Annotated in this window: 16 protein-coding genes; 8 read left to right on the top strand and 8 right to left on the bottom strand. The window is 71.8% G+C overall.

Going from position 1 to position 20,407, the window contains the following annotated elements; translation table 11 throughout:
* The first annotated feature begins 76 nt into the window (after window positions 1-76).
* Window positions 77-1,060 carry a 4-hydroxy-3-methylbut-2-enyl diphosphate reductase gene (locus tag Asi02nite_RS16180; RefSeq protein ID WP_203713831.1) on the top strand — a complete coding sequence of 328 codons (984 nt, stop codon included), beginning with the start codon at window positions 77-79 and terminating at the stop codon, window positions 1,058-1,060.
* Here the strand turns inward: Asi02nite_RS16180 and Asi02nite_RS16175 are convergent.
* Genes Asi02nite_RS16175 through Asi02nite_RS16165 form a run of 3 tightly spaced genes read right to left on the bottom strand, consistent with a single transcriptional unit; the run spans window position 1,049 to window position 3,319 of the window.
* Complete coding sequence (locus tag Asi02nite_RS16175) at window positions 1,049-1,639, bottom strand: hypothetical protein (RefSeq protein ID WP_203713750.1); 591 nt, start codon at window positions 1,637-1,639, stop codon at window positions 1,049-1,051. The two genes, Asi02nite_RS16180 and Asi02nite_RS16175, sit on opposite strands and share 12 nt — an antisense overlap.
* Before the next feature lie 28 nt (window positions 1,640-1,667).
* The gene (locus Asi02nite_RS16170) at window positions 1,668-2,114 is read right to left on the bottom strand and encodes a hypothetical protein (protein WP_203713748.1); all 447 of its coding nucleotides are present in this window, start codon (window positions 2,112-2,114) and stop codon (window positions 1,668-1,670) included.
* Between the two features lie 56 nt (window positions 2,115-2,170).
* Window positions 2,171-3,319, bottom strand: a complete 1,149-nt coding sequence (locus Asi02nite_RS16165) for a DNA recombination protein RmuC (protein WP_203713746.1) — start codon at window positions 3,317-3,319, stop codon at window positions 2,171-2,173.
* Between the two features lie 53 nt (window positions 3,320-3,372).
* On the opposite strand from Asi02nite_RS16165, the gene Asi02nite_RS16160 reads away from it, so the two are divergent.
* Both Asi02nite_RS16160 and Asi02nite_RS16155 read left to right on the top strand, forming a co-directional pair.
* Window positions 3,373-4,146, top strand: coding sequence for a hypothetical protein (locus Asi02nite_RS16160; protein WP_203713744.1), 774 nt, complete (start codon window positions 3,373-3,375; stop codon window positions 4,144-4,146).
* A 76-nt stretch (window positions 4,147-4,222) separates the two neighbouring features.
* The gene (locus tag Asi02nite_RS16155; protein ID WP_203713743.1) at window positions 4,223-4,879 is read left to right on the top strand and encodes a hypothetical protein; all 657 of its coding nucleotides are present in this window, start codon (window positions 4,223-4,225) and stop codon (window positions 4,877-4,879) included.
* Window positions 4,880-5,000: 121 nt separating this feature from the next.
* Here the strand turns inward: Asi02nite_RS16155 and valS are convergent, their stop codons facing one another.
* The 5 genes from valS to Asi02nite_RS16130 form a co-directional block, all read right to left on the bottom strand.
* Window positions 5,001-7,538: a valine--tRNA ligase gene (gene valS, locus Asi02nite_RS16150; RefSeq protein ID WP_203713742.1), complete on the bottom strand. Its 2,538-nt coding sequence runs from the start codon at window positions 7,536-7,538 to the stop codon at window positions 5,001-5,003.
* Window positions 7,498-9,621 carry a transglycosylase domain-containing protein gene (locus Asi02nite_RS16145; RefSeq protein WP_203713741.1) on the bottom strand — a complete coding sequence of 708 codons (2,124 nt, stop codon included), beginning with the start codon at window positions 9,619-9,621 and terminating at the stop codon, window positions 7,498-7,500. The genes valS and Asi02nite_RS16145 overlap by 41 nt, the downstream gene beginning before the upstream one ends.
* Before the next feature lie 94 nt (window positions 9,622-9,715).
* Window positions 9,716-10,216 (bottom strand): nucleoside deaminase, encoded by a 501-nt coding sequence (locus Asi02nite_RS16140; RefSeq protein WP_203713740.1) that lies wholly within the window; start codon window positions 10,214-10,216, stop codon window positions 9,716-9,718.
* 11 nt (window positions 10,217-10,227) lie between these two features.
* Window positions 10,228-11,313, bottom strand: coding sequence for a redox-regulated ATPase YchF (gene ychF / locus Asi02nite_RS16135; RefSeq protein WP_203713739.1), 1,086 nt, complete (start codon window positions 11,311-11,313; stop codon window positions 10,228-10,230).
* A 702-nt stretch (window positions 11,314-12,015) separates the two neighbouring features.
* On the bottom strand, window positions 12,016-13,104 hold the full coding sequence (locus Asi02nite_RS16130) for an MBL fold metallo-hydrolase (RefSeq protein WP_203713738.1): 1,089 nt from the start codon (window positions 13,102-13,104) through the stop codon (window positions 12,016-12,018).
* Window positions 13,105-13,239: 135 nt separating this feature from the next.
* Here Asi02nite_RS16130 and Asi02nite_RS16125 point away from each other — a divergent pair, with 135 nt between their 5' ends.
* The 5 genes from Asi02nite_RS16125 (at window position 13,240) to Asi02nite_RS16105 (ending at window position 20,403) form a co-directional block, all read left to right on the top strand.
* The gene (locus Asi02nite_RS16125) at window positions 13,240-14,658 is read left to right on the top strand and encodes a DNA-3-methyladenine glycosylase 2 (RefSeq protein WP_203713736.1); all 1,419 of its coding nucleotides are present in this window, start codon (window positions 13,240-13,242) and stop codon (window positions 14,656-14,658) included.
* Window positions 14,655-15,146, top strand: coding sequence for a methylated-DNA--[protein]-cysteine S-methyltransferase (locus Asi02nite_RS16120; protein ID WP_373312267.1), 492 nt, complete (start codon window positions 14,655-14,657; stop codon window positions 15,144-15,146). The genes Asi02nite_RS16125 and Asi02nite_RS16120 overlap by 4 nt, the downstream gene beginning before the upstream one ends.
* Window positions 15,147-15,173: 27 nt before the next feature.
* Window positions 15,174-16,937 carry an ABC transporter ATP-binding protein gene (locus Asi02nite_RS16115; RefSeq protein ID WP_239126751.1) on the top strand — a complete coding sequence of 588 codons (1,764 nt, stop codon included), beginning with the start codon at window positions 15,174-15,176 and terminating at the stop codon, window positions 16,935-16,937.
* Complete coding sequence (locus Asi02nite_RS16110) at window positions 16,934-18,772, top strand: ABC transporter ATP-binding protein (RefSeq protein ID WP_203713734.1); 1,839 nt, start codon at window positions 16,934-16,936, stop codon at window positions 18,770-18,772. Before Asi02nite_RS16115 ends, Asi02nite_RS16110 begins: the two co-directional genes overlap by 4 nt.
* Before the next feature lie 1,247 nt (window positions 18,773-20,019).
* Window positions 20,020-20,403 (top strand): hypothetical protein, encoded by a 384-nt coding sequence (locus tag Asi02nite_RS16105; RefSeq protein WP_203713732.1) that lies wholly within the window; start codon window positions 20,020-20,022, stop codon window positions 20,401-20,403.
* The last annotated feature ends 4 nt before the right edge of the window (window positions 20,404-20,407 follow it).

Below are 20,407 nucleotides of genomic sequence, written 5' to 3'. Positions count from 1 at the left end.
GGCGGGGGCATGGTCGAGGGGTGGCAGCGGCCGGCATTCTGCCGGCGTCGGGCGCGGCACGTACGATTGGCTGGTGATCGAGGAACCCGCCCGTAAGCGTGTGCTCCTGGCCAACCCGCGTGGCTACTGCGCCGGCGTCGACCGCGCCGTGCTGACCGTGGAGGAGGCGCTCAACCTCTACGGTGCCCCCATCTACGTGCGCAAGCAGATCGTGCACAACAAGCACGTGGTGGCCACGCTCGAGCGCCGCGGCGCGATCTTCGTCGAGGAGAACGAGGAGGTGCCCGAGGGCGCCACCGTGGTCTTCTCGGCCCACGGCGTCGCGCCCGAGGTCCACGAGCAGGCCAAGGCCCGCAACCTCAAGGCGATCGACGCGACCTGCCCGCTGGTGACCAAGGTCCACCAGGAGGCCAAGCGGTTCGCGGCCGACGACTACGACATCCTGCTGATCGGGCACGAGGGCCACGAAGAGGTCATCGGCACCGCCGGCGAGGCGCCCGCGCACATCCAGCTCGTCGACGGCCCCGAGGGTGTCGACAAGGTGACGGTGCGCGACCCCGCCAAGGTCGTCTGGCTGTCGCAGACCACGCTCTCTGTCGACGAGACGCTGGAGACGGTCGACCGGCTCAGGGCGCGACTGCCGCTGCTGCAGTCGCCGCCGAGCGACGACATCTGCTACGCCACCCAAAACAGGCAGCAGGTGGTCAAGCAGATCGCGCCCGACTGCGACGTGGTGATCGTCGTCGGCTCGACCAACTCGTCCAACTCGGTCCGGCTGGTCGAGGTCGCCCTCGACGCCGGTGCGCGGTCGGCCTACCTGGTCGACTACGCCAGCGAGATCGACGACGCCTGGCTCGCCGGTGCCACCACGGTCGGCGTCACCTCGGGCGCCAGCGTGCCGGAGGACCTGGTCGACCAGCTTCTCGACCACCTGGTCGCGCGCGGCTTCGCCGACGTCTCCGAGGTGACCACCGTCGACGAGCGGCTGGCGTTCTCGCTGCCGCAGGAGCTCAAGCGCGACATGAAGGCGGCCGCCGCGGCGAAGGCCTCAACCGACTGACACCAGGTCGGCCCGCGCGACCAGCTCGCGGGGGTCGTCGGCCCAGAAGTGCACCTCGCTGACCGGCCCGCGCTTCAGGCCGACGTCGACCGGGGCGCGCAGCACCACCTCGACGTTGGTCTGCCCCAGCACCACGACCTTGCCGATCAGCCCGCGGTCCGTCTCCTCGAACTGCAGGCCCTTGCTGGACTCCAGCGGCCGGTTGCGGGTGCGGATCTGCGCGACCGCCGACCAGGGTACGAACGCGTCGACGGTGAAGCTGTGCCGCACCCGCAGGCCGTCGGCGGTGACGAGGTGCGGATGCACCCGGACGGCGCCGAGCAGGCCGACCATCCAGAGCAGGCCCCAGACGCTGATCACGAAGACGATGATCCGCACGGTCTGCCAGGGCAGCAGGAAGTGCAGGATCGGGATCTCCACGATCGAGACACCCAGGAACGCCAGGAGTACGGGCATCATCGTCGCGCTGTAGCCGAACGGCGTGCCGGGGCCGGCCGGGTCGGGCCGCCGGAACACCCAGCGGAACAGGCTGACCCAGACTCCCCGCTCGTACGCCATGGCGGTGCGCAGCAGCGTCATGCGCCGAGTTTACATTGCAGTCGTAACGTCAAAGCCGCTGGGCCGAGGTGATCATCGCCGGTGTGCCCTGCATGCAGGTGGTGACCAGGTCGGTGCGCACCTCGAGCGTCGCCTTCACCCGGACGCCCTCGTAGACCAGGCTCGTCGGGGCGTTGACCAGGAGGTAGCCGTCGAGCAGGAGGCAGCCGGGCTCGACGCCCGCGGTGACGGTGCCGGTGACGTTGACCACTCGCGGCGACTTGGCGCCCGACGGGCGCGGGCTGGCCGGCCGGGGCGACGGGACGCGCCCGGTCGGCGGCGGCGGCGCGATCGACAGCGACGGGCTCGGCCCGGCCGGCGGGGCGACGGACGGGGTCGAGACCGGTGCGGAAGGGCTCGCGGGAGAGGGCGCCGGCCCGCCGCCCTCGCGGCTCGCCGAGCAACCGGCGAGCGCGACGACCAGCACTGCGACCAGCGGCACTGTGATCCTGCGCATGACGTCGAAGTGTGTCATTGGGATGGGACGCGCGCCAGCGGTGGCCGGGTTCCCGCTCAGCCGAGCTCCTGCGCCTGCAGCTCGGGCGCCTGGAGCTGGCGCGGCGTGCTCTCGACCTGCGCCGGCGCCACCAGGTCGTCGCCGGAGACGCCGAGGTCGGCCAGCTTGCGGGCGCTGACCAGCACGCGGGCCTCCAGCGACCCGACCGCCCGGTTGTAGGAGGTGACCGCCGTGCCCAGCGCCGAGCCCAGCTTGCCGACGTGGTCGCCGAGCGTGGCCAGCCGTCCGTAGAGCTCGCGGGCCAGCTCGTGCACCGACACCGCGTTGCGGGCCAGCGCCTCCTGCCGCCACGAGTAAGCGATCGTGCGTAGCAGCGCGACCAGCGTCGCCGGGGTGGCCAGCACGATGTTGCGGGCGAACGCGTGCTCGAGCAGCGTGGCGTCGCGCTGCAGGGCCACGTCGAGGAACGGGTCGGCCGGCACGAACAGCACGACGAACTCGGGCGACTGGGCGAAGGCCGACCAGTAGGACTTGGCGGCCAGCCCGTCGACGTGGGCCCGGAGCTGCCGCGCGTGGGCGTCGAGGTGGTGGTCGCGGGTGCGCTCGTCGCGCGCCTCCATGGCGGTGAGGTAGGCGTCGAACGGCGCCTTGGCGTCGACCACCACCGACCGGCCGCCGTGCAGGCGGACCACCAGGTCAGGCCGGACGCCCTGGTGGTCGGTCGCGGCGGTGACCTGCTCCGAGAAGTCGCAGTGCTCCAGCAGGCCGGCCGCCTCGACGATCCGGCGGAGCTGGTGCTCGCCCCAGCGCCCCCGCACCTGCGGCGCGCGCAGCGCGGCCACGAGCTGCTTGGTCTCGGTGCGCAGCTCGCCGGAGACCGTCGACATGGCCCGGACCTGCTCGCGCAGCTCGGCGTAGGCGTCGACCCGCTCGCGCTCGAGCTCGGCGACCCGCAGCTCGTAGCGGCGCAGCGTCTCGTGCAGCGGGGCGACCGCGCGGGCCACCGCCTCCTGCGACTGCACCGTCGCCTCGAAGGACAACGCCCGCATCGACTGCTCCAGGCGCCCCTCGCCCTCGCGGGTGGACTCGATGGTGGCCTCGAGGCGGGCAACTCGGGACGCTGACCGCGAAACCGCCGCAAACCACCCGCCGGCCGCGCCGATGGCCAAGCAGAGGACCACCACGGCCACCGTCGAAAGGTCCATCCGGTAAGACTTGCAGACAGGTACGACATGACAAGGCTGGGTACCGTCGTGTCATGGGTTGGTTGTGGTTGATCGCGCTACTGGTGATCGTCATCGCGCTGGTTTTCTACTACCAGCGGGCGGTGGCCGGCCGCCGCGAGCGAGAGCTGGCGGATGCCCGGGCCGACGCCCAGCGCTGGTACGAGCGGCTCGGCGGGCAGGTGATGAACCTGCACGGCTCCGAGCCGGCGGTGCGACAGGCGTTGGCCGACGCCGGTGAGCGCTACACGGCCTCGGGCAGTCAGCTCGAGCAGGCCCGCTCGACACGGCAGTACGAGCTGGCCCGGGAGACCGCGCTGGAGGGCCTGACCTACATCCGGGCGGCCCGCACGGCGATGGGCATCGACCCCGGCCCGGAGTTGCCGCAGCTCGCCGCGGCCCGGGGTGTCGGCACGCTCACCAAGGAGCGGACCGTCGACGTGCAGGGCGAGCGGTTCACCGCGGGCCCGCAGCCGAGCAACTCGACGCCGTACTACTACCCGGGTGGCCGCTACCAGGGCCGTCCGGTGCCGGCGGGCTGGTACTCCCAGCCGTGGTGGCGGCCGGCGCTGGCCGGCGCCGCCGGTGCGGTCGGTGGCCTGCTGATCGCCGACGCGCTGTTCTCGCCGGCATTCGCCGACCCGGGCTACGGCTACGACGCCGGTTACCAGGAGGGCTTCCAGGACGGCACCGGGTACGACGGCGGTGACGGCGGGGGAGACGGCGGCGACGGTGGCGGCTACGACGGCGGTGGCGACTTCGGTGGCGGCGACTTCGGTGGCGGCGACTTCGGCGGGGGCGACTTCTGATACGCCCGTCCTCCTGACCGGTCGGGTAGGGCTAGCCGGATGGCGTCCGGGGAGTCGGGTCGGCACAGTTGGTGACGTGACCACGACGTACCCGGAGACCTCGTCCTCGACCTCCACCGTGCGGCGGGGCGGCGGCGGAGCCGCTCCCTGGCTGGCCGGCGGCGGCATCGCGTTGCTCGCCTGCGCGCTGGCCAGCATCCTGGCCCAGGCCGCGCACGACTTCCGCTGGTGGTCACTGTTCGTGGTGATCCCCACGTCGTTGATCGCGGCGGCGGGCTTCGTGGCGCTCTACCGCGGCGGCGGGATCCTGGCGTACGCGCTCGGCAACGTCGGCCTGATCGCGTTCACGGTCGGCGTGCTGCTCATGATCGGCGACGTGCCGCGGTTCTGGCCGCTGCTGATCGCACTGCCGGCGGCGGCGATCGCCGGCAGCTACTGGTGGCGTCCGCAGGACCCGCTGGGCCGCTCGTTCCACCGCACCCTGGCGATGCTGGCGACGATCGCGGTCGCCCTGGGCATCACGTTCCAGTTCATCCGCTTCGACGCCTTCGACCCGGAGCCGCGCTGGTGGGCGTGGTTCATGGTGGCGGCCGGCGTGGTCGTGGTGGGCAACGGCGCCGAGCTCATCCGCCACCGGATGGTCTACCGGATCCCGGCCGCCGCGCTGGCCGCCGGCCCGGGCATCATCACGATCCTGCTGGGCATCCGCTTCCTGCGGGGTTGGTGGTTCTAAGGTCTTCCTTGCTCGGGTGCGCGGTGGCCGCGACCGTTGCTCCCGCCAGACACCGCTGCGCTGCCAGGTCCGCGGTGGGCGATGGACGAGGGCCCGTCCTGACGGACGGGCCCTCGGCGATTCAGAAGGCGGACGCGACGACCAGCTCTGTCGTGCGGTCCGGTAGGAGGTCGAGCTTCCCGATGCGGCCCGCGGCCCGCAGATCGTCGGTCGCGAGAGACAACGTCTCCAGCATCGCCGCCGGGCCCAGCACCTCGGCCAGCGGGACCTCGGTGCGCATCGACACCTTGCGCTCCGATTTCGCCCGGCGCACCTGGGAGAGGGCTTCGCCGGTGAGTCTCAGCAGGTCGGGTGTCGCGTCGCCGGACAGCTCGTGCACCGTCGGCCAGGGCGCCCGGTGCACCGAGCCGTAGCGCCACCACGACCAGACCTCTTCGGTCACGAACGGCAGGAACGGCGCGAACAGCCGTAGCTGCACCGCGAGCGCCGTGGCCAGCGCCGCGCGGGCCGAGCCGGACGCGGCCGTCGTGCCGTAAGCCCGCTCCTTGACCAGCTCGATGTAGTCGTCGCAGAAGCGCCAGAAGAACGACTCCGCGACCTGCAGCGCGGTGGTGTGGTCGTAGTCCTCGAACGCGGCGGTGGCCGTCGCGATGACCTCGCGCAGGCCCGCGAGCATCGACCTGTCTAGCGGCTCCGTGATGGTGCCGGTCGTGGCGCCGAGCCCGAGCGCGAACTTCGACGCGTTGAGGATCTTGGTGGCCAGGCGCCGGCCGACGCGGATCTGGGCCGGGTCGAACGCCAGGTCGGTGCCCGGGCGCCCGCTCGCCGCCCAGTAGCGCACCGCGTCGGAGCCGTTGTCGACCAGCAGGTCCATCGGCGTGACCACGTTGCCCTTGGACTTCGACATCTTCTTGCGGTCGGGGTCGAGGATCCAGCCGGACAGGATGGCGTCGCGCCACGGCAGCGTGCCGTGCTCGAAGTGGGCCCGCACGATGGACGCGAACAGCCAGGTGCGGATGATCTCCTGCCCCTGCGGGCGGAGGTCCATCGGGAACACGCGGGCGAACAGGTCGGGGTCGGTCTCCCAGCCGCTGACGATCTGCGGGGTCAGCGACGAGGTGGCCCAGGTGTCGAACACGTCGGGGTCGCCCGCGAAGCCGCCCGGCACGCCGCGCTGCTCCTCGGTGTAGCCCGCCGGCACGTCGATCGTCGGGTCGACCGGCAGCTCGGCCTCGGTCGGCACCAGCGGCCGGTCGTGGTCGGGCCGGCCGTCGGCGTCGAGCGGGTACCAGACAGGGATCGGCACCCCGAAGAAACGCTGGCGGCTGACCAGCCAGTCGCCGGTGAGGCCGCCGACCCAGTGGTCGTAGCGGTGCCGCATGTGCGGCGGCACCCAGCGCAGTTGCCGGCCCCGGTCGAGCAGGTCCGCCTGAAGGTCCGCGTCGCGGCCGCCGTTGCGGATGTACCACTGTCTCGTGGAGACGATCTCCAGCGGGGAGTCGCCGCGCTCGTAGAACTTCACCGGGTGGGTGACCGGGCGCGGCTCGCCGATCAGGTCGTCGGACAGCAGCCCGACGATCTCGCGCCGGGCCTGGTTGACGGTGCGGCCGGCGAGTTTCGCGTAGATCGTCGGGTCGACGCCCTGCGGTGCCTCGGGGAGCAGGCGCCCGTCGCGGCCGATCACCACGCGGGTCGCCAGCCGCAGCTCGCGCCACCAGGTCACGTCGGCGAGGTCGCCGAACGTGCAGACCATCGCGATGCCGGTGCCCTTGTCCTGCTCGGCCAGCGGATGGGCGTGCACCGGCACCTCGACACCGAAGACGGGCGTACGCACGGTCGTGCCGAACAGGTGCGCGTAGCGCTTGTCGTCGGGGTGGGCCACCAGGGCCACGCACGCCGGCAGCAACTCGGGCCGCGTGGTCTCGATCTCGACCGGCTCGTCACCGGGGCCGTGGAAGCGCAGGCGGTGGTAGGCGCCCGGCCGCTCACGGTCCTCCAACTCGGCCTGCGCGACCGCCGTGCCGAAGCCCACGTCCCACAGCGTCGGCGCCTCGGCGGTGTAGGCCTCGCCGCGCCGCAGGTTTCGCAGGAACGCGCGCTGCGAGGTGAGCCGGGCGTGTGCGCCGATGGTCGTGTAGGTCAGCGACCAGTCGACGGAGAGCCCGAGCCGCCGCCAGAGCGCCTCGAACACCCGCTCGTCCTGCACCGTGAGCCGTTCGCACAGCTCGATGAAGTTGCGCCGGGAGATGGCCGTCGGGTTCTTCCGCGCGGCGTCGTCGACGGGCGCGTCCGGTGGCGTCCACGCCGGGTCGTAGGGCAGCGACGCGTCACCGCGCACGCCGTAGACGTTCTGCACGCGGCGTTCGGTGGGCAGGCCGTTGTCGTCCCAGCCCATCGGGTAGAACACCGTGCGGCCGCGCATGCGCTGGAACCGGGCCACGGTGTCGGTGTGGGTGAAGCTGAACACGTGACCCATGTGCAGCTCGCCGGATACGGTCGGCGGAGGCGTGTCGATCGCGTACACGTCGGACCGGGTCTTCGACCGGTCGAACGCGTACGTCCCCTCCTCCTGCCAGCGGCGCGACCAGGTGTCCTCGATGCCGTCCAGGGACGGCTTCTCAGGGATACCGGCGCGCCTGTTGCCTGCCGTATCCGTCATGTGGCCAGGGTACCGCCGGGTTCGAGCCATTTTCGAAGGCCAGCGCGGCGCTCGGCGGGTCGAAACCGCGCTCCGGCTGGCCTGTCACGGCCTGCTTCAGCACCTCGGTGACGGCCCTGATCACATCGACCTGTACGGCGCCGCCGACCCCGTCGCTCGGGTGGGTCGGGTTGGCGGCGATGCCGGCCGCGGCGACCTGTGGCGTGAAGCCGACGAACGACTCGGTGGCGTTGGCCTCGGCGCTGCCGGTCTTGCCGGCCACCGGTCGGCCGCCGAGCATCGTGGACACCTGGGTGGCGGTGCCGCCGTCGCACTGGCCGAACGCGCCGTCCTGGCCGACGGGGCAGCGGGCGGCGTCGGTGGCGGCCCGGGCCACGTCCTGGTCGAGCACGCGGTGGCAGTTCGGCTCGCCGGCCGCGACGGCGGCGCCGGTCGCGTCGGTGATCGTCGTGACGGGCAACGGGGCGCAGTAGGTGCCGTCGGCGGCCAGGGTCGCGTACGCGTTGGCCAGGTCGAGCGGCGTGGTGTCGGCGACGCCCAGCGTGAAGGAGCCCCAGTCCGCGGCGTCGTCCCGGGCCCGCTGCGCGTCGGCCTTGGCGCGGAACTGGATGCCCAGTCGCTGGGCCATCTCGACGGCCTTGTCGGCGCCCACCTGTTCCTCCAGGTGGACGAAGTAGGTGTTGACGGAGCGGCCGAAGCCGGTCCACATGGTGCGGTAGCCGTCCATCCACTCTGGATTATCGTTGGCGGGGCAGTAGAAGCCGCCGCAGGAGGCCGGGCCGCTGTCGCGCCAGTGGGTCGGGAGTCGCGACGGCGCGTCGAACCCGTCGTCCAGGGTGTGGCCGTTCTCCAGGGCGGCCAGCATGGTGAAGAGCTTGAAGGTCGAACCCGCCTGGTAGCCGGTCACCGAGTCGCCGCCGGCCACGAGTTGGTCGACGGTGCTGCCGGGCTTCTTGTCGAGGCTGTAGTGGCGGTTGACGGCGAGGGCGAGCACCCGCCCGGTGCCCGGTTGCACGGCGGCGATCGGCAGGGCGCCGGCCGCGTCGTACCCGTACACCTCGGTCGCCGCCCTGGTCGCCGTGTCCTGGACCTTGGGGTCGAGCGAGAGGGTGATCGCGTAACCGCCGTCGCGCAGGGCGGCGAGCCGTTGCTGCGGGGTGTCGCCGAACGCCTTCTGTCGCTGCCACCAGGAGACGAAGTAGTCGCAGAAGAACCGGGCGTTCTCGGGCTCGGCGGCGGTGCAGCCGTTGGGGACGGTCCCGGGGTGCAGGCCGAGCGGGCTGGTGCGGGCCTGCTCGGCGTCCGCCGGGCTGACGTCGCCGGCCTTGACGAGGGCGTCGAGCACGTAGCCACGACGGGTCTGGGCGGCGGCCTTGTCGCCGTGGATCGGGTCGTACGCGTCGGGCGACTGGACGAGGCCGGCGAGCAGGGCGGCCTGGGGGAGGGTCAGCTTGTCCGGGGTGGTGTCGAAATAGGCCCGGGCCGCGGCGGCGATCCCGTAGGCGCCGGCGCCGAAGTAGACGATGTTGAGGTAGCCGGTGAGGATCTCGTCCTTGCTGAGGGTGTCCTCGACGGCGACGGCGTACCGCATCTCCTGCACCTTGCGCCCGAGGTCGTCGGCGGTGGCGGCTTCCCGCTCGGCCTGGGTGGCGTTCGGGTCGGTCTTCAGCACATTTCGGACATATTGCATGGTCAACGTGGAGGCGCCCTGCGCGGTCTCGCCGCTGCGCCCGTTGGCGACGACGGCCCGCAGGACGCTCCGGAGATCGACGGCGCCGTGCTCGTAGAAGCGGGTGTCCTCGGCGGCGACGATGGCCTGCCGCATGACGGGGGCGATCTGGTCGAGGTCGACATTGGTCCGGTTGAGATCGGCGAAGGTGGTGATCAGCGTGCGGCCGTCGGCTGCGTAGAGGCGGGAGGCTTGGGGGAGACTGGGTTGGGCGAGGGCGGGGGGCAGGTCGGTGGAGGCGAGCGTCGCCTTTGTCGCGATAAATCCGGCTAAAACGCCGCCGGGTACGGCCGCCGCGGCCACCAACAGCCCCGCCACGCCGGCGCCGATCGCCAGCCGCGCCCACTTCGCCATCGATGCCTCCCGAGTGATCCTCACTCAGGATCCGCACTTTCTGCTGTATTGCCCAGCTATCGGACCAAACTCACACCGCCCTGCCAGCGACCGCTCAGCGATCGGTCAGGAGGGTCCACACCCAGTCGCGGACGGGTCCGGCCGGCGCGGTGTGGCAGTACCGCCGGAACAGCGCCCGGCTCTCCTCGCGCCGGATCCCACCCCGCATGGCCGGCGCGGCGAACCACGGCGCGTCGGGGCTGGTCGTCCACTCGCCGGCGATCCGCGCCCCACCGTCGCTGGGCGACTCGAGCGCGTAGGAGACCTCGCGCACCCCGAGCATCATCGCGGCGCCCAGACACATGACGCAGGGTTCCAACGTGACGGCGAGCCGCAGCGGGCCCTCGCGCCTGCGCCACCCGAGCAGCTCGTCGGCGGCGACCATCGCCAGCAGATCGGCGTGCACCAGCCGCCGCCCGAGGGCCTTCTCCTGCGTATAGGCGCGGCTGACGATCTCGTCGCCGACGGCGACCACGGCACCGATGGGTTGCTCCCCGGCGCGCAGCCCGGCCTCGGCCACCTCCAACGCGGCCAGGACAAGGTCGTCAGGAGTCATGCCCGGGTCCGTCAGACGTTGAAGCGGAACTCCACCACGTCGCCGTCCTGCATGATGTAGTCCTTGCCTTCGATGCGGACCTTGCCCGCCGCCTTGGCCGCTGTCATGGTGCCCGCGGCCATCAGGTCGTCGTACGAGACGATCTCGGCCTTGATGAACCCGCGCTGGAAGTCGGAGTGGATCACACCGGCGGCTTCCGGGGCGGTGGCGCCGATCGGGATCGTCCAGCCGCGCGCCTCCTTCGGCCCGGCCGTGAGGTAGGTCTGCAGCCCCAGCGTCCGGAACCCCACCCGGATGAGCTGGTCGAGGCCCGGCTCGGGCTGGCCGATCGACTCGAGCAGCTCGCGCGCCTCGTCCTCGGGCAGGTCGATCAGCTCGGACTCGACCTTGGCATCCATGAACACGGCCTCGGCCGGCGCGACCAGAGTCCGCAGCTCGTCGAGGAACGCGGCGTTGTTGAGCTCCTCCTCGTCGACGTTGAAGACGTAGAGGAACGGCTTGGTCGTCAACAGGTGCAGCTCACGCAGCTCGGCGACGTCGATCCCGGCGGCCTTCGCGCCGGCGTAGAGCGTGACCCCGGTGTCGAGCAGCTCCCCGGCTGCCTTGGCCGCCGCCGCGACGGAAGCGCGCTCCTTACGCAGCTTGGCTTCCTTCTCCAGCCGCGGCAGCGCCTTCTCGATCGTCTGCAGATCCGCGAGAATCAGCTCGGTATTGATCGTCTCGATATCGTCGGCGGGCGACACCTTGCCGTCGACGTGCACGACGTTGGGGTCGGAGAACGCCCGCACCACCTGACAGATAGCCGAGGCGTCACGAATATTGGCGAGGAACGCGTTGCCCCGCCCCTGCCCCTTGGAGGCGCCCCGCACGAGCCCGGCGATATCGACGAACGAAACGGGCGCCGGCACGACCTTCTGCGAGTCGTAGAGCTCGGCAAGCTTGCCGAGACGCGCGTCGGGCAGCCCCACGACACCGACATTCGGCTCGATGGTCGCGAACGGGTAGTTCGCGGCAAGCACGTCGTTCTTCGTCAACGCATTGAACAGCGTGCTCTTGCCGACGTTGGGCAGGCCGACGATCCCGATGGTCAGACTCACGACAGACCAGCTTACGCAGTGGCGGTTGGCTGCTCGCTCTCGGCTTGGGAGGTTCTGCCCGGCGCAGAAGATCAGGTCTATTTCCCGGGTCCGCCGGGGGCACGACCGTCGCTCCCGCCGGACACCGCTCCGCTGCCACGCCCGCGGCGGCCAACGGCCAAAGATCAAAGCGCCCGCTTCCGACCGAGACCTCGACTTGCGGCGGACGACCGCGCCACCAAGACCCCAGATCCAGCCAGCCCGCCGCGGCGAGTGGCGGGCGCGCCGCCAGCCCGGTTGCCGCCCTGCCGTGGTCCGGGCGGCGGCTGCCGCCGCGTCGCGTGGCGCGCGCCTCAGTCCGGTTGCCGCGCAGCCCGGGCCAGCGTCGTCACCATGTGCCCGACCAGCCCGGCCACGTCCCATAGCGGCACGGTGTCGGCCGTGCCCAGTCCGCGGGCCCAGCCCCAGCCCGGTTGCGGCGCTGCCGCGCCCTTGGCGGCGGGCGCGGCGACGCATGGCGGACGCGCCCCAAACCCGGTCGCCGCGCTGCCGCGCCCTAGGCGGCGGCCGCCGCGACGCATCGCGGGCGCCCCAGCCCGGTTGCGGCGCTGCCGCGCCCCAGGCGGCGGCTGCCGCCGCGATGCCCGGTCGCACGCTGTCGCGCCCTGAGCGACGGCGGCCGCCGCGACGCATGGCGGGCGCCGCCGGTCGCGGTGCTGGTGGTCAGGCGATCGCTTGCCACCAGCCGTCGACCGCCGGTGGCGTGTCGACGTCGACACGTTCGCCCGGTCGCGGCACCGCGAGCGTCACCCCTTCCGCCTTGGCCTCCGACCATAGGCGGTCCGCCGGCTCTGACCAGTCGTGGAACGCCAGCACGAACGTGCCCCAGTGCAGCGGGACGAGCAGGCCGCCGCGGACCGCGCGGTGGGCGCGGACCGCGTCCTCCGGGGTCATGTGGATGTCGGGCCAGCCGTCGCCGTAGGCGCCGATCTGCATGAGCGTCGCGTCGAACGGGCCGTGGGTCGCGCCGATCTCCGCATAACCATCGAAGTAGCCCGAGTCGCCCGTGTAGAAGACCTTGCGGCCGTGGCCCGCGACCACCCACGACGCCCAGAGGGTCTCGTCGCGGGCGATGCCTCGGCCCGAGAAGTGGCGGGCCTCCGTGGCCGTCAGGGTCAGGCCGCCGACCGTGATCGACTCGTCCCAGTCGAGCTCGATCACGCGTTCCGGGGGCACCCCCCAGCGGGCGAAGTGGGCGCCCACGCCGAGTGGCACCACGAACGGGGCCGAGGACGCGCGGGTCAGCTCCTCGATGGTGGGCAGGTCCAGGTGGTCGTAGTGGTCGTGCGAGATCACGATCGCCGACAGCGGTGGGATCTCGTGCAGCGGGAGCGGCGGCTCGTGCAGGCGGCGCGGGCCCACCAGGTGGGACGGTGAGCAGCGCTCGCTCCACACCGGGTCGAAGAGCACCCGCTCGCCCTCGATCTCGACCAGCGCCGAGGAGTGCCCGTACCAGGTGATGTGCAGGCCCGACGTCGTCGCGTGCGACGGTGCGGCCAGTGGGATCGGCAGGCGCGGCTTGCGGCGCTCGCGGTCGCGCATGAACGAGCTGAGCATCGAGCCCGCCGGCTGCGTCATCGTGCGGGCCGCGACCCGGTTGTGGAACTTGCCGTCGCGCCACTGCGGCGACGGGCCGACCCGGCGCTCGTCGGGGTGGGCGCCCATCGCCCGCGGCACGTCGCGCGCCGCCCAGGCCAGCGTCGCCGCGGCCGCGCCCAGGATCCCCAACGCCCAAGTCGACTTCTTCGCCATGACCACAAGTGTGCAGCACCACACCGACAAAAACCTGAGCCTCTCCTCAGCCGACGACGACGGCCTACGGCCGCGCTGACGGCGATGTCCGAATCCCGCGAGCCAAGACGCCCGATCCGGGGCAGGATCGATGGCATGGAACTGGAGTTCGAGCGGTGCTACCGGGCGGTCGACAGCCGTGACCAGCGGTTCGACGGCTGGTTCTACACGGCCGTGACGTCGACCGGCATCTACTGCAAGCCCTCCTGCCCCGCCATCACGCCGAAGCGGGCGAACGTCACGTTCTACCCCTCGGCCGCCGCCGCCCAGAAGGCCGGCTTCCGCGCCTGCAAGCGCTGCCGCCCCGACGCCGCCCCCGGCTCGCCCGAGTGGGACGTGCGGGCCGACACGGTCGGTCGCGCGATGCGGCTGATCGGCGACGGCGTGGTCGACCGCGAGGGCGTCCCCGGCCTGGCCGCCCGCCTCGGCTACACCGAGCGCCACCTGCACCGGATGCTCACCGAGGAACTCGGCGCCGGCCCCCTGGCCCTGGCCCGGGCACAGCGCGCCCAGACGGCCCGCATCCTGGTCGAGACGACCGACCTCGGCCTCGCGGAGATCGCGTTCGCGGCGGGTTTCGGCAGCGTGCGGCAGTTCAACGACACGATCAAGGAGGTGTACGGCGGCCCGCCCTCGACCCTCCGTCAGAAACTGCCGAAAGCCAGCGAATCCGGCGTGGTCAACCTGAGGCTCGCCTACCGCCCACCGCTGCACGCCCCGGCCCTGCTCGAGTTCCTGGCCGCCCGCGCGATCCCGGGCATCGAGGACGTCACGGACGGCACCTACCGCCGCACCCTGACGCTCCCGCACGGCCCGGGCGAGGTCGCGCTGACGCCGATCCCGGGCCACGGGTCGTCCGCCCACGTCGCCGCGACGCTCACGCTCAAGGACGTCCGCGACCTGGCCCCCGCCGTGGCCCGCTGCCGCCGCCTGCTCGACCTCGACGCCGACCCGGAGGCCGTCGACGCCACCCTGGGCGCCGACGACAAACTGGCCAGGACCGTCGACAAGGAGCCGGGGGTACGCGTACCCAGAGCCGTCGACGGCTTCGAGACGGCGGTCCGGGCGATCGTCGGCCAGCAGATCTCGGTCTCCGCGACCCGCACGATCCTCGGCAAGATCGCGAAAGCGGCCGCCACGACCGGCTTCCCGGACGCCGCGGCGGTCGCGGACCTGCCCGACGAGGCGTTTCCGATGCCCACCGCCCGGCGGGAGACGATCAAGGGCCTGGCCCGCGCGGTCGCCGCCGGCACCGTCGACCTCGACCTCGGCGCTGACCGCGAGGAACTGGTCGAGAGCCTGGTCGCGCTGCCCGGCATCGGCGCCTGGACGGCCGGTTACGTCGCGATGCGGGCGACCGGCGACCCGGACGTCTTCCTGCCCACCGACCTCGCCGTCCGCCGCGGAGCCCGGGCCCTGGGCCTGCCGGACGACCCCGAGACGCTCGAGGCGCACGCCGCGAACTGGCGGCCGTGGCGCTCGTACGCGCTGATCCGACTCTGGAGGAACGCGTGAACACCACCACCATGGCGACCCCGACCGGCCCGCTGACGATCATCGCGACCGACGAGGGCGTCGTCCGCGCCGCCGGCTTCACCGCCGACGTCGACGAGTTGTTGGCCCTCGTACATCCGGACCTGCGTGGTCAGCCGACACCCAGAGCGGACCTCGGCCCGATCACGGCCGCGACGCTGTCCTATCTGGACGGTGACCTGACCGCGATCGACGCCGTGCCCGTCGAACAGCGCTCCGGCGGCGCGTTCCTTCCGCACGCGTGGCGCGTACTCCGCGATGTCAAGGCCGGCGAACCCGTCACCTACACCGAGTACGCGGCCCGCGCCGGCAACCCGACCGCGATCCGCGCGGCCGCGCAAGCCTGTGCCCGCAACGCCGTCGCCCTGTTCGTGCCCTGCCACCGGGTGCTGCGCACCGACGGCACGTTGGGCGGCTACCGCTACGGCCTCGATGTGAAAAAGTGGCTTCTCGGGCACGAGCTGCGTTAGGCGGGTCGCAGAGATTACCGTCACGGGGTGCGTACCAAACGTGACCATCAGTCCGGGGTACGCAACCTGTGGCGGCTGCGCCGCTACCTCCGGCCGTACCGGCTGCAGTTCGCCCTCCTGGTCCTCGCGGCGCTGGCCGGCACGGCAGTCGGCATCGCGGTGCCGCTGGTCGTCCGCCGCGTCGTCGACGGCCCGATCGCCGACCGCGACCCGCGCGGCCTGCTCGCGCTCGGCGGGCTGGCGCTGCTGTTCGGGATCGCCGAGGCGGTGCTCATCTTCGTCCGGCGCTGGTCGCAGTCGAGCCAGTCGCTCGGCATGGAGGCGACCATCCGCCAGGAGATCTACGCCCACCTGCAGCGGCTCCCGGTCGCGTTCCACGACCGCTGGCAGAGCGGCCAACTGCTCGCCCGGGCCACCGCCGACCTGGGCGTGATCCGGCGCTTCCTCTCCTTCGGGCTGCTGTTCCTGATCGTCAACCTGACGACGTACGCCGTGGTCGTGGCGCTGTTGATCCGTCTGCACTGGCCCCTGGGCCTGCTCGTCGCGGCGAGCGCGGTGCCGCTGGTCGTGGTCAGCCGCCGGTTCACCCGCACCTATCTGCGCACCTCCCGACGGATGCAGGACGAGCAGGGCGACCTGGCCACGCAGGTCGAGGAGACCGCGCGCGGCCTGCGCACCGTCAAGTCGTTCGGCCGGCAGGCGTTCATGAGCGACCAGTTCGGCGCCGGCGCCGACCGGCTGCACGACACCGCCGTCGACAAAGGTCGCCAGCTCGCCGGTACGTCCGCGCACTTCGACCTGATCCCCAACCTGACGCTGGCCGCGGTGCTCGTGCTCGGCTCGGTCGAGGTAGCCGCGGGCCGGCTGACCATCGGCGAGCTCGTCGCGTTCGTCACGCTGCAGCTGATGCTGGTCTGGCCGATCGAGTCGCTGGGCTGGATCATCGGCAACGCGCAGGAGGCGATGACCGCCTCCGACCGGATCTACGAGGTCCTCGACGAGCCACCCTCCATCGTGGACAGGCCGGGCGCGGCCCGGGCCGCCGCCGTCCGGGGCGAGGTGCGCTTCGAGGACGTCCGTTTCAGCTATCCCGGCGTCGCGGCGCCGGTGCTGCGCGGCATCACGCTGACCGTGCGGCCCGGCGAGACGCTCGCCGTCGTCGGCACGACCGGCTGCGGCAAGACCACGCTGGTCTCGCTCGTGCCGCGGCTCTACGACGTCACCGCCGGCCGGATCACCCTCGACGGCCGGGACATCCGCGACCTGCCGCTCGACTCGCTGCGTGAGGTGGTCGGCGTCGCGTTCGAGGAACCCACACTGTTCTCGATGTCGGTGCGGGAGAACCTGGCGCTGGGCCGCACCGACGCGAGCGACGACGAGATCCACGAGGCGCTCGCGCTGGCCCAGGCCGAGTTCGTCGACGACCTGCCGTGGGGCCTCGACACCCGGGTCGGCGAGCAGGGCCTGTCGCTCTCCGGCGGCCAGCGGCAGCGGCTGGCGCTGGCCCGGGCGATCCTGAGCCGGCCGCGGGTGCTGGTGCTCGACGACCCGCTGTCGGCGCTCGACGTGCACACCGAGGCGCTGGTGGAGAAGGCGCTGGCCGGGGTGCTGGCCGACACGACCGCGCTGCTCGTCGTGCACCGGCCGTCGACGATCGCCCTGGCCGACCGGGTCGCGCTGCTCGACGGCGGCGTGATCGCGGCGACCGGCACCCACTCGGAACTGCTGGCCACGGTGCCGGCGTACCGGGCGGTGCTCGCGGAGGCGGCGGCGACCGCGGACGCCGTATGACGGCGCACGCCTGGCGCGGCCGGGCCGCGGATCTCGACGCCGACCGCACCACGGCCGAGGACGCGGATCCGGCGGCGGTCGCGCGGCTGCGGGTCCGCAGCCGGTCACTGCTGGCTTCGCTGGTACGCCCGCACCGGCGCGCGCTGGCCGCCACGGTCGCGCTGCTGCTGCTGCAGAGCGCCGCGGGGATGGCCGGGCCGCTGCTGGTGATGCTCGCGATCGACCGCGGCATCCCGCCGTTGCGGGCCGGCGACCCGGTGCTGCTGATCGAGATCGGCCTGGTGTTCGTGGCGGCGGCGTTGGCCGAGTATTTCGGGAAACGCGGCTTCCTGCGGCTGTCGGCCCGGATCGGCCAGGACGTGCTGCGGGACCTGCGGCAGCGGGTCTACGACCACTTCCAGCGGCTGTCGATCGGCTTCCACGAGCGTTACACGTCGGGCCGGATGGTGGCCCGGCTGACCAGCGACATGGACTCGATCAGCGAACTGGTCGACGGCGGCATCGACGACCTGGTGCTGGCCGGCCTGTCGGTGGTCTCGGTGGCCGGCATCCTGCTCTGGCTCGACCCGCCGCTGGCGCTGGTGACGCTGCTGACGTTCCCGTTCCTGCTGTGGCTGTCGCGCTGGTTCGCGCTGGCGTCCGCGGTCGCGTACCGCCGCACCCGCGAGGCGGTCGCCCTGGTGATCGTCCACTTCGTCGAGTCGCTGGGCGGCATCCGGGCGGTGCAGGCGTTCCGCCGCGAACCGCGCAACCAGCAGATCTTCGACGCGCTCAACGACGACTACCGGAGAGCGTCCCTGCGCGCGTTCCGGCTCATCGCCGTGTACTCGCCCAGCCTCAAGCTGATCGGCAACGTGGCGATCGCCGGCGTGCTGACGTTCGGCGGCTGGCAGGTGCTGCACGGCCGCACGGCGATCGGGGTGCTCGCGGCCTTCCTGCTCTATCTGCGGCGGTTCTTCGAGCCGATGCAGGAGCTGAGCCAGTTCTACAACGCGCTGCAGTCGGCGACGGCGGCGCTGGAGAAGCTGGCGGGGGTGCTCGACGAGCGGCCCGCGGTGCCGGAGCCGGCGTCACCGGTGCCGCTGCCCGCTTCCGCCGCCGGCCGGTCGATCTCCTTCCGGGACGTCACGTTCGCCTATTCCAACGGGCCGGCGGTGCTCTCCGACCTGAGCATCGAGATCCCGGCCGGGCAGATCGTGGCCCTCGTCGGTGCGACCGGGGCCGGCAAGTCGACCGTGGCGAAGCTCGTGGCGCGGTTCTACGACCCCGTCTCGGGCGTGGTGCGGCTCGACGGGGTCGACCTCCGCGAGGTGGGCGACACCGACCTGCGCCGGGCGGTCGTCATGGTGACGCAGGAGAACCACCTGTTCGCGGGTACGGTCGCCGACAACCTGCGGTTCGGGCGTCCCGACGCCACCGACGCGGATCTGGTGCGGGCCGCCCGCGCGATCGGCGCCCACGAGTTCATCGCGGCCCTGCCGGCCGGGTACGACACGGACGTGCACCGCCGCGGTGGTCGGCTGTCGGCGGGCCAACGCCAGTTGGTGGCGTTCGCCCGGGCGTTCCTGGCCGACCCGGGCGTGCTGATCCTGGACGAGGCGACGTCGTCGCTGGACGTGCCGACGGAACGGCTGGTGCAGCGGGCGCTGCGGACGATCCTGCGGGACCGGACGGCGTTGGTCATCGCCCACCGCCTCTCCACGGTCGAGATCGCCGACCGCGTGCTGGTCGTCGACGACGGCCGCGTGGTCGAGGACGGCCCACCGTCACGCTTGGTAACCGGTGGCGGTCACTATGCGATGCTGCACTCGCAGTGGCGGAATTCGCTTATCTGACCTCGATGGGCGGCGGAGGTTACCAGAGGAGGTCGGCGGCAACGGGTATTTCCGCGTGCCAATCCGATGCGGTTTTCTGATGGTGCGAACAGTCGCCGCTGGAAGATCAAAGGGTCGTTCCGAGCCGCGAGAACACGCTCTCCGCGTCGGATTCCGGCATTCGATCATGCCGCAGCCCGTCGAGAGTGTCCCGAAGGGGTGAAGATCCGCACCACGCGGGCGGCGTGAAACGCGTGAAGATCTCGTTTTCGCTGGATGGGCGCACATTCTGTGCGACCTCCCTCGGGCCGTTATTCGTTATGGTTCCACCGAGAATCCGCTTATCCGATCTCTGTCTCCGAAGATTCTCCATTCGTCGGCGATCTTATTCCGTTGGTCGCCGAAGATTCGATGACGCCCGCCTCCGGCACCGTTCCGGGTGCCCTCACTCGCACGGGTGGAGGCGGTGCGCACCAACGCGGTTCGACGCCTGTCGCACGGTGGAGCGCGGCGCGTTGACGCGTTGCGAAGCACCCTTGATCAACTAAACGCACAGTCATCGGGTGCGCCGAATCCGCACACTCTCCGTCATAAACGATCACCGATCGGGATGGGAGGATGCGGCCTATATCGGGCATTTCGTCCGACGGAATTCGTGGCTTGACCCTGTCGCACTTCGTTGCACCTGTTGCAAGGACTGTTCTGGGTGGCCGCATTGGCCCAACCTGGAACACACATCCTCGTTCATCGAGGGAATGGCTCGCTGATCCACGATCGGCTCGGCCACCGAGTTGCTGTCTGCTGGTCCAGACGGACGTTCGGGAAAACGAAACGAGGACCGCCCGTTGCAGCCGGGCGGTCCTCTTCTTTTTCGGATAGGGCCCGCGGCCACGGACCGGCGCCGCGAACAATTCCTCGGTGGACCACTCGGTACCGTCGAATGATCTTTCGGCGGCGTGTCGCGAAGCGGTCGTTGCAACCTGGTTCACGGGCGTGACGGCCCCTCGGGGATCCAGCATGATGGACACGCACCGTTACGGCTGAACCTGCTCGCTGCAAGAGCGACGACGCCGGCGCGGTGCCCGTTCCACGATCGAGCGGATCTCCACGCACGTCCCGCCACCAGCAGGACAACTCTGGACCAGCAAAGGGTGGCGGAGGAACCGACCCCTCCGCCCCCGCACCGCCGCGCGGCCCCAACCCGCCACAGCGCGTACACAGACAACTCAGGAAAGGTCAGTAGAGCCTTGGTCACCGTAGATCAACTCTTGGAGCCACCCGAGCCGGACGTCCGGGCCGCGGCGCCCGGCCCGCGCCGCGCGTCGTGGTGGCCGATCGTGGTCCCCGCCCTCCTCGTCCTCGCCACGACGACTGTGGTGCTGCTCGCGGGACACCCGCTGCAGGACGCCCTCGTCTGCGCCGCCGGCTTCGCGCTGATCGGCAACCAGGTGGCGCGGCGGCTGGTCGGCGACGCGAGCCCCCTCCCCACCGTGATCGTCGGGTCGGCGGTGACGGCCTTCGGTGCCGTCCTCGTCCTGATGGGATACGACCTGTTCGACGCGGCCCTGGGCGCCGGCCTCGCGGGCGTGGTCGCCGGCGAGGTCGCGGGCCGACTATCCGCGAGCGGCCCCATCCGCCGGACGGAGGTGTAGCGGA

The organism is Asanoa siamensis (assembly GCF_016862555.1).
Taxonomy (GTDB): Bacteria; Actinomycetota; Actinomycetes; order Mycobacteriales; family Micromonosporaceae; genus Asanoa; species Asanoa siamensis.
This window is presented reverse-complemented; position numbering and strand designations above follow the sequence as displayed.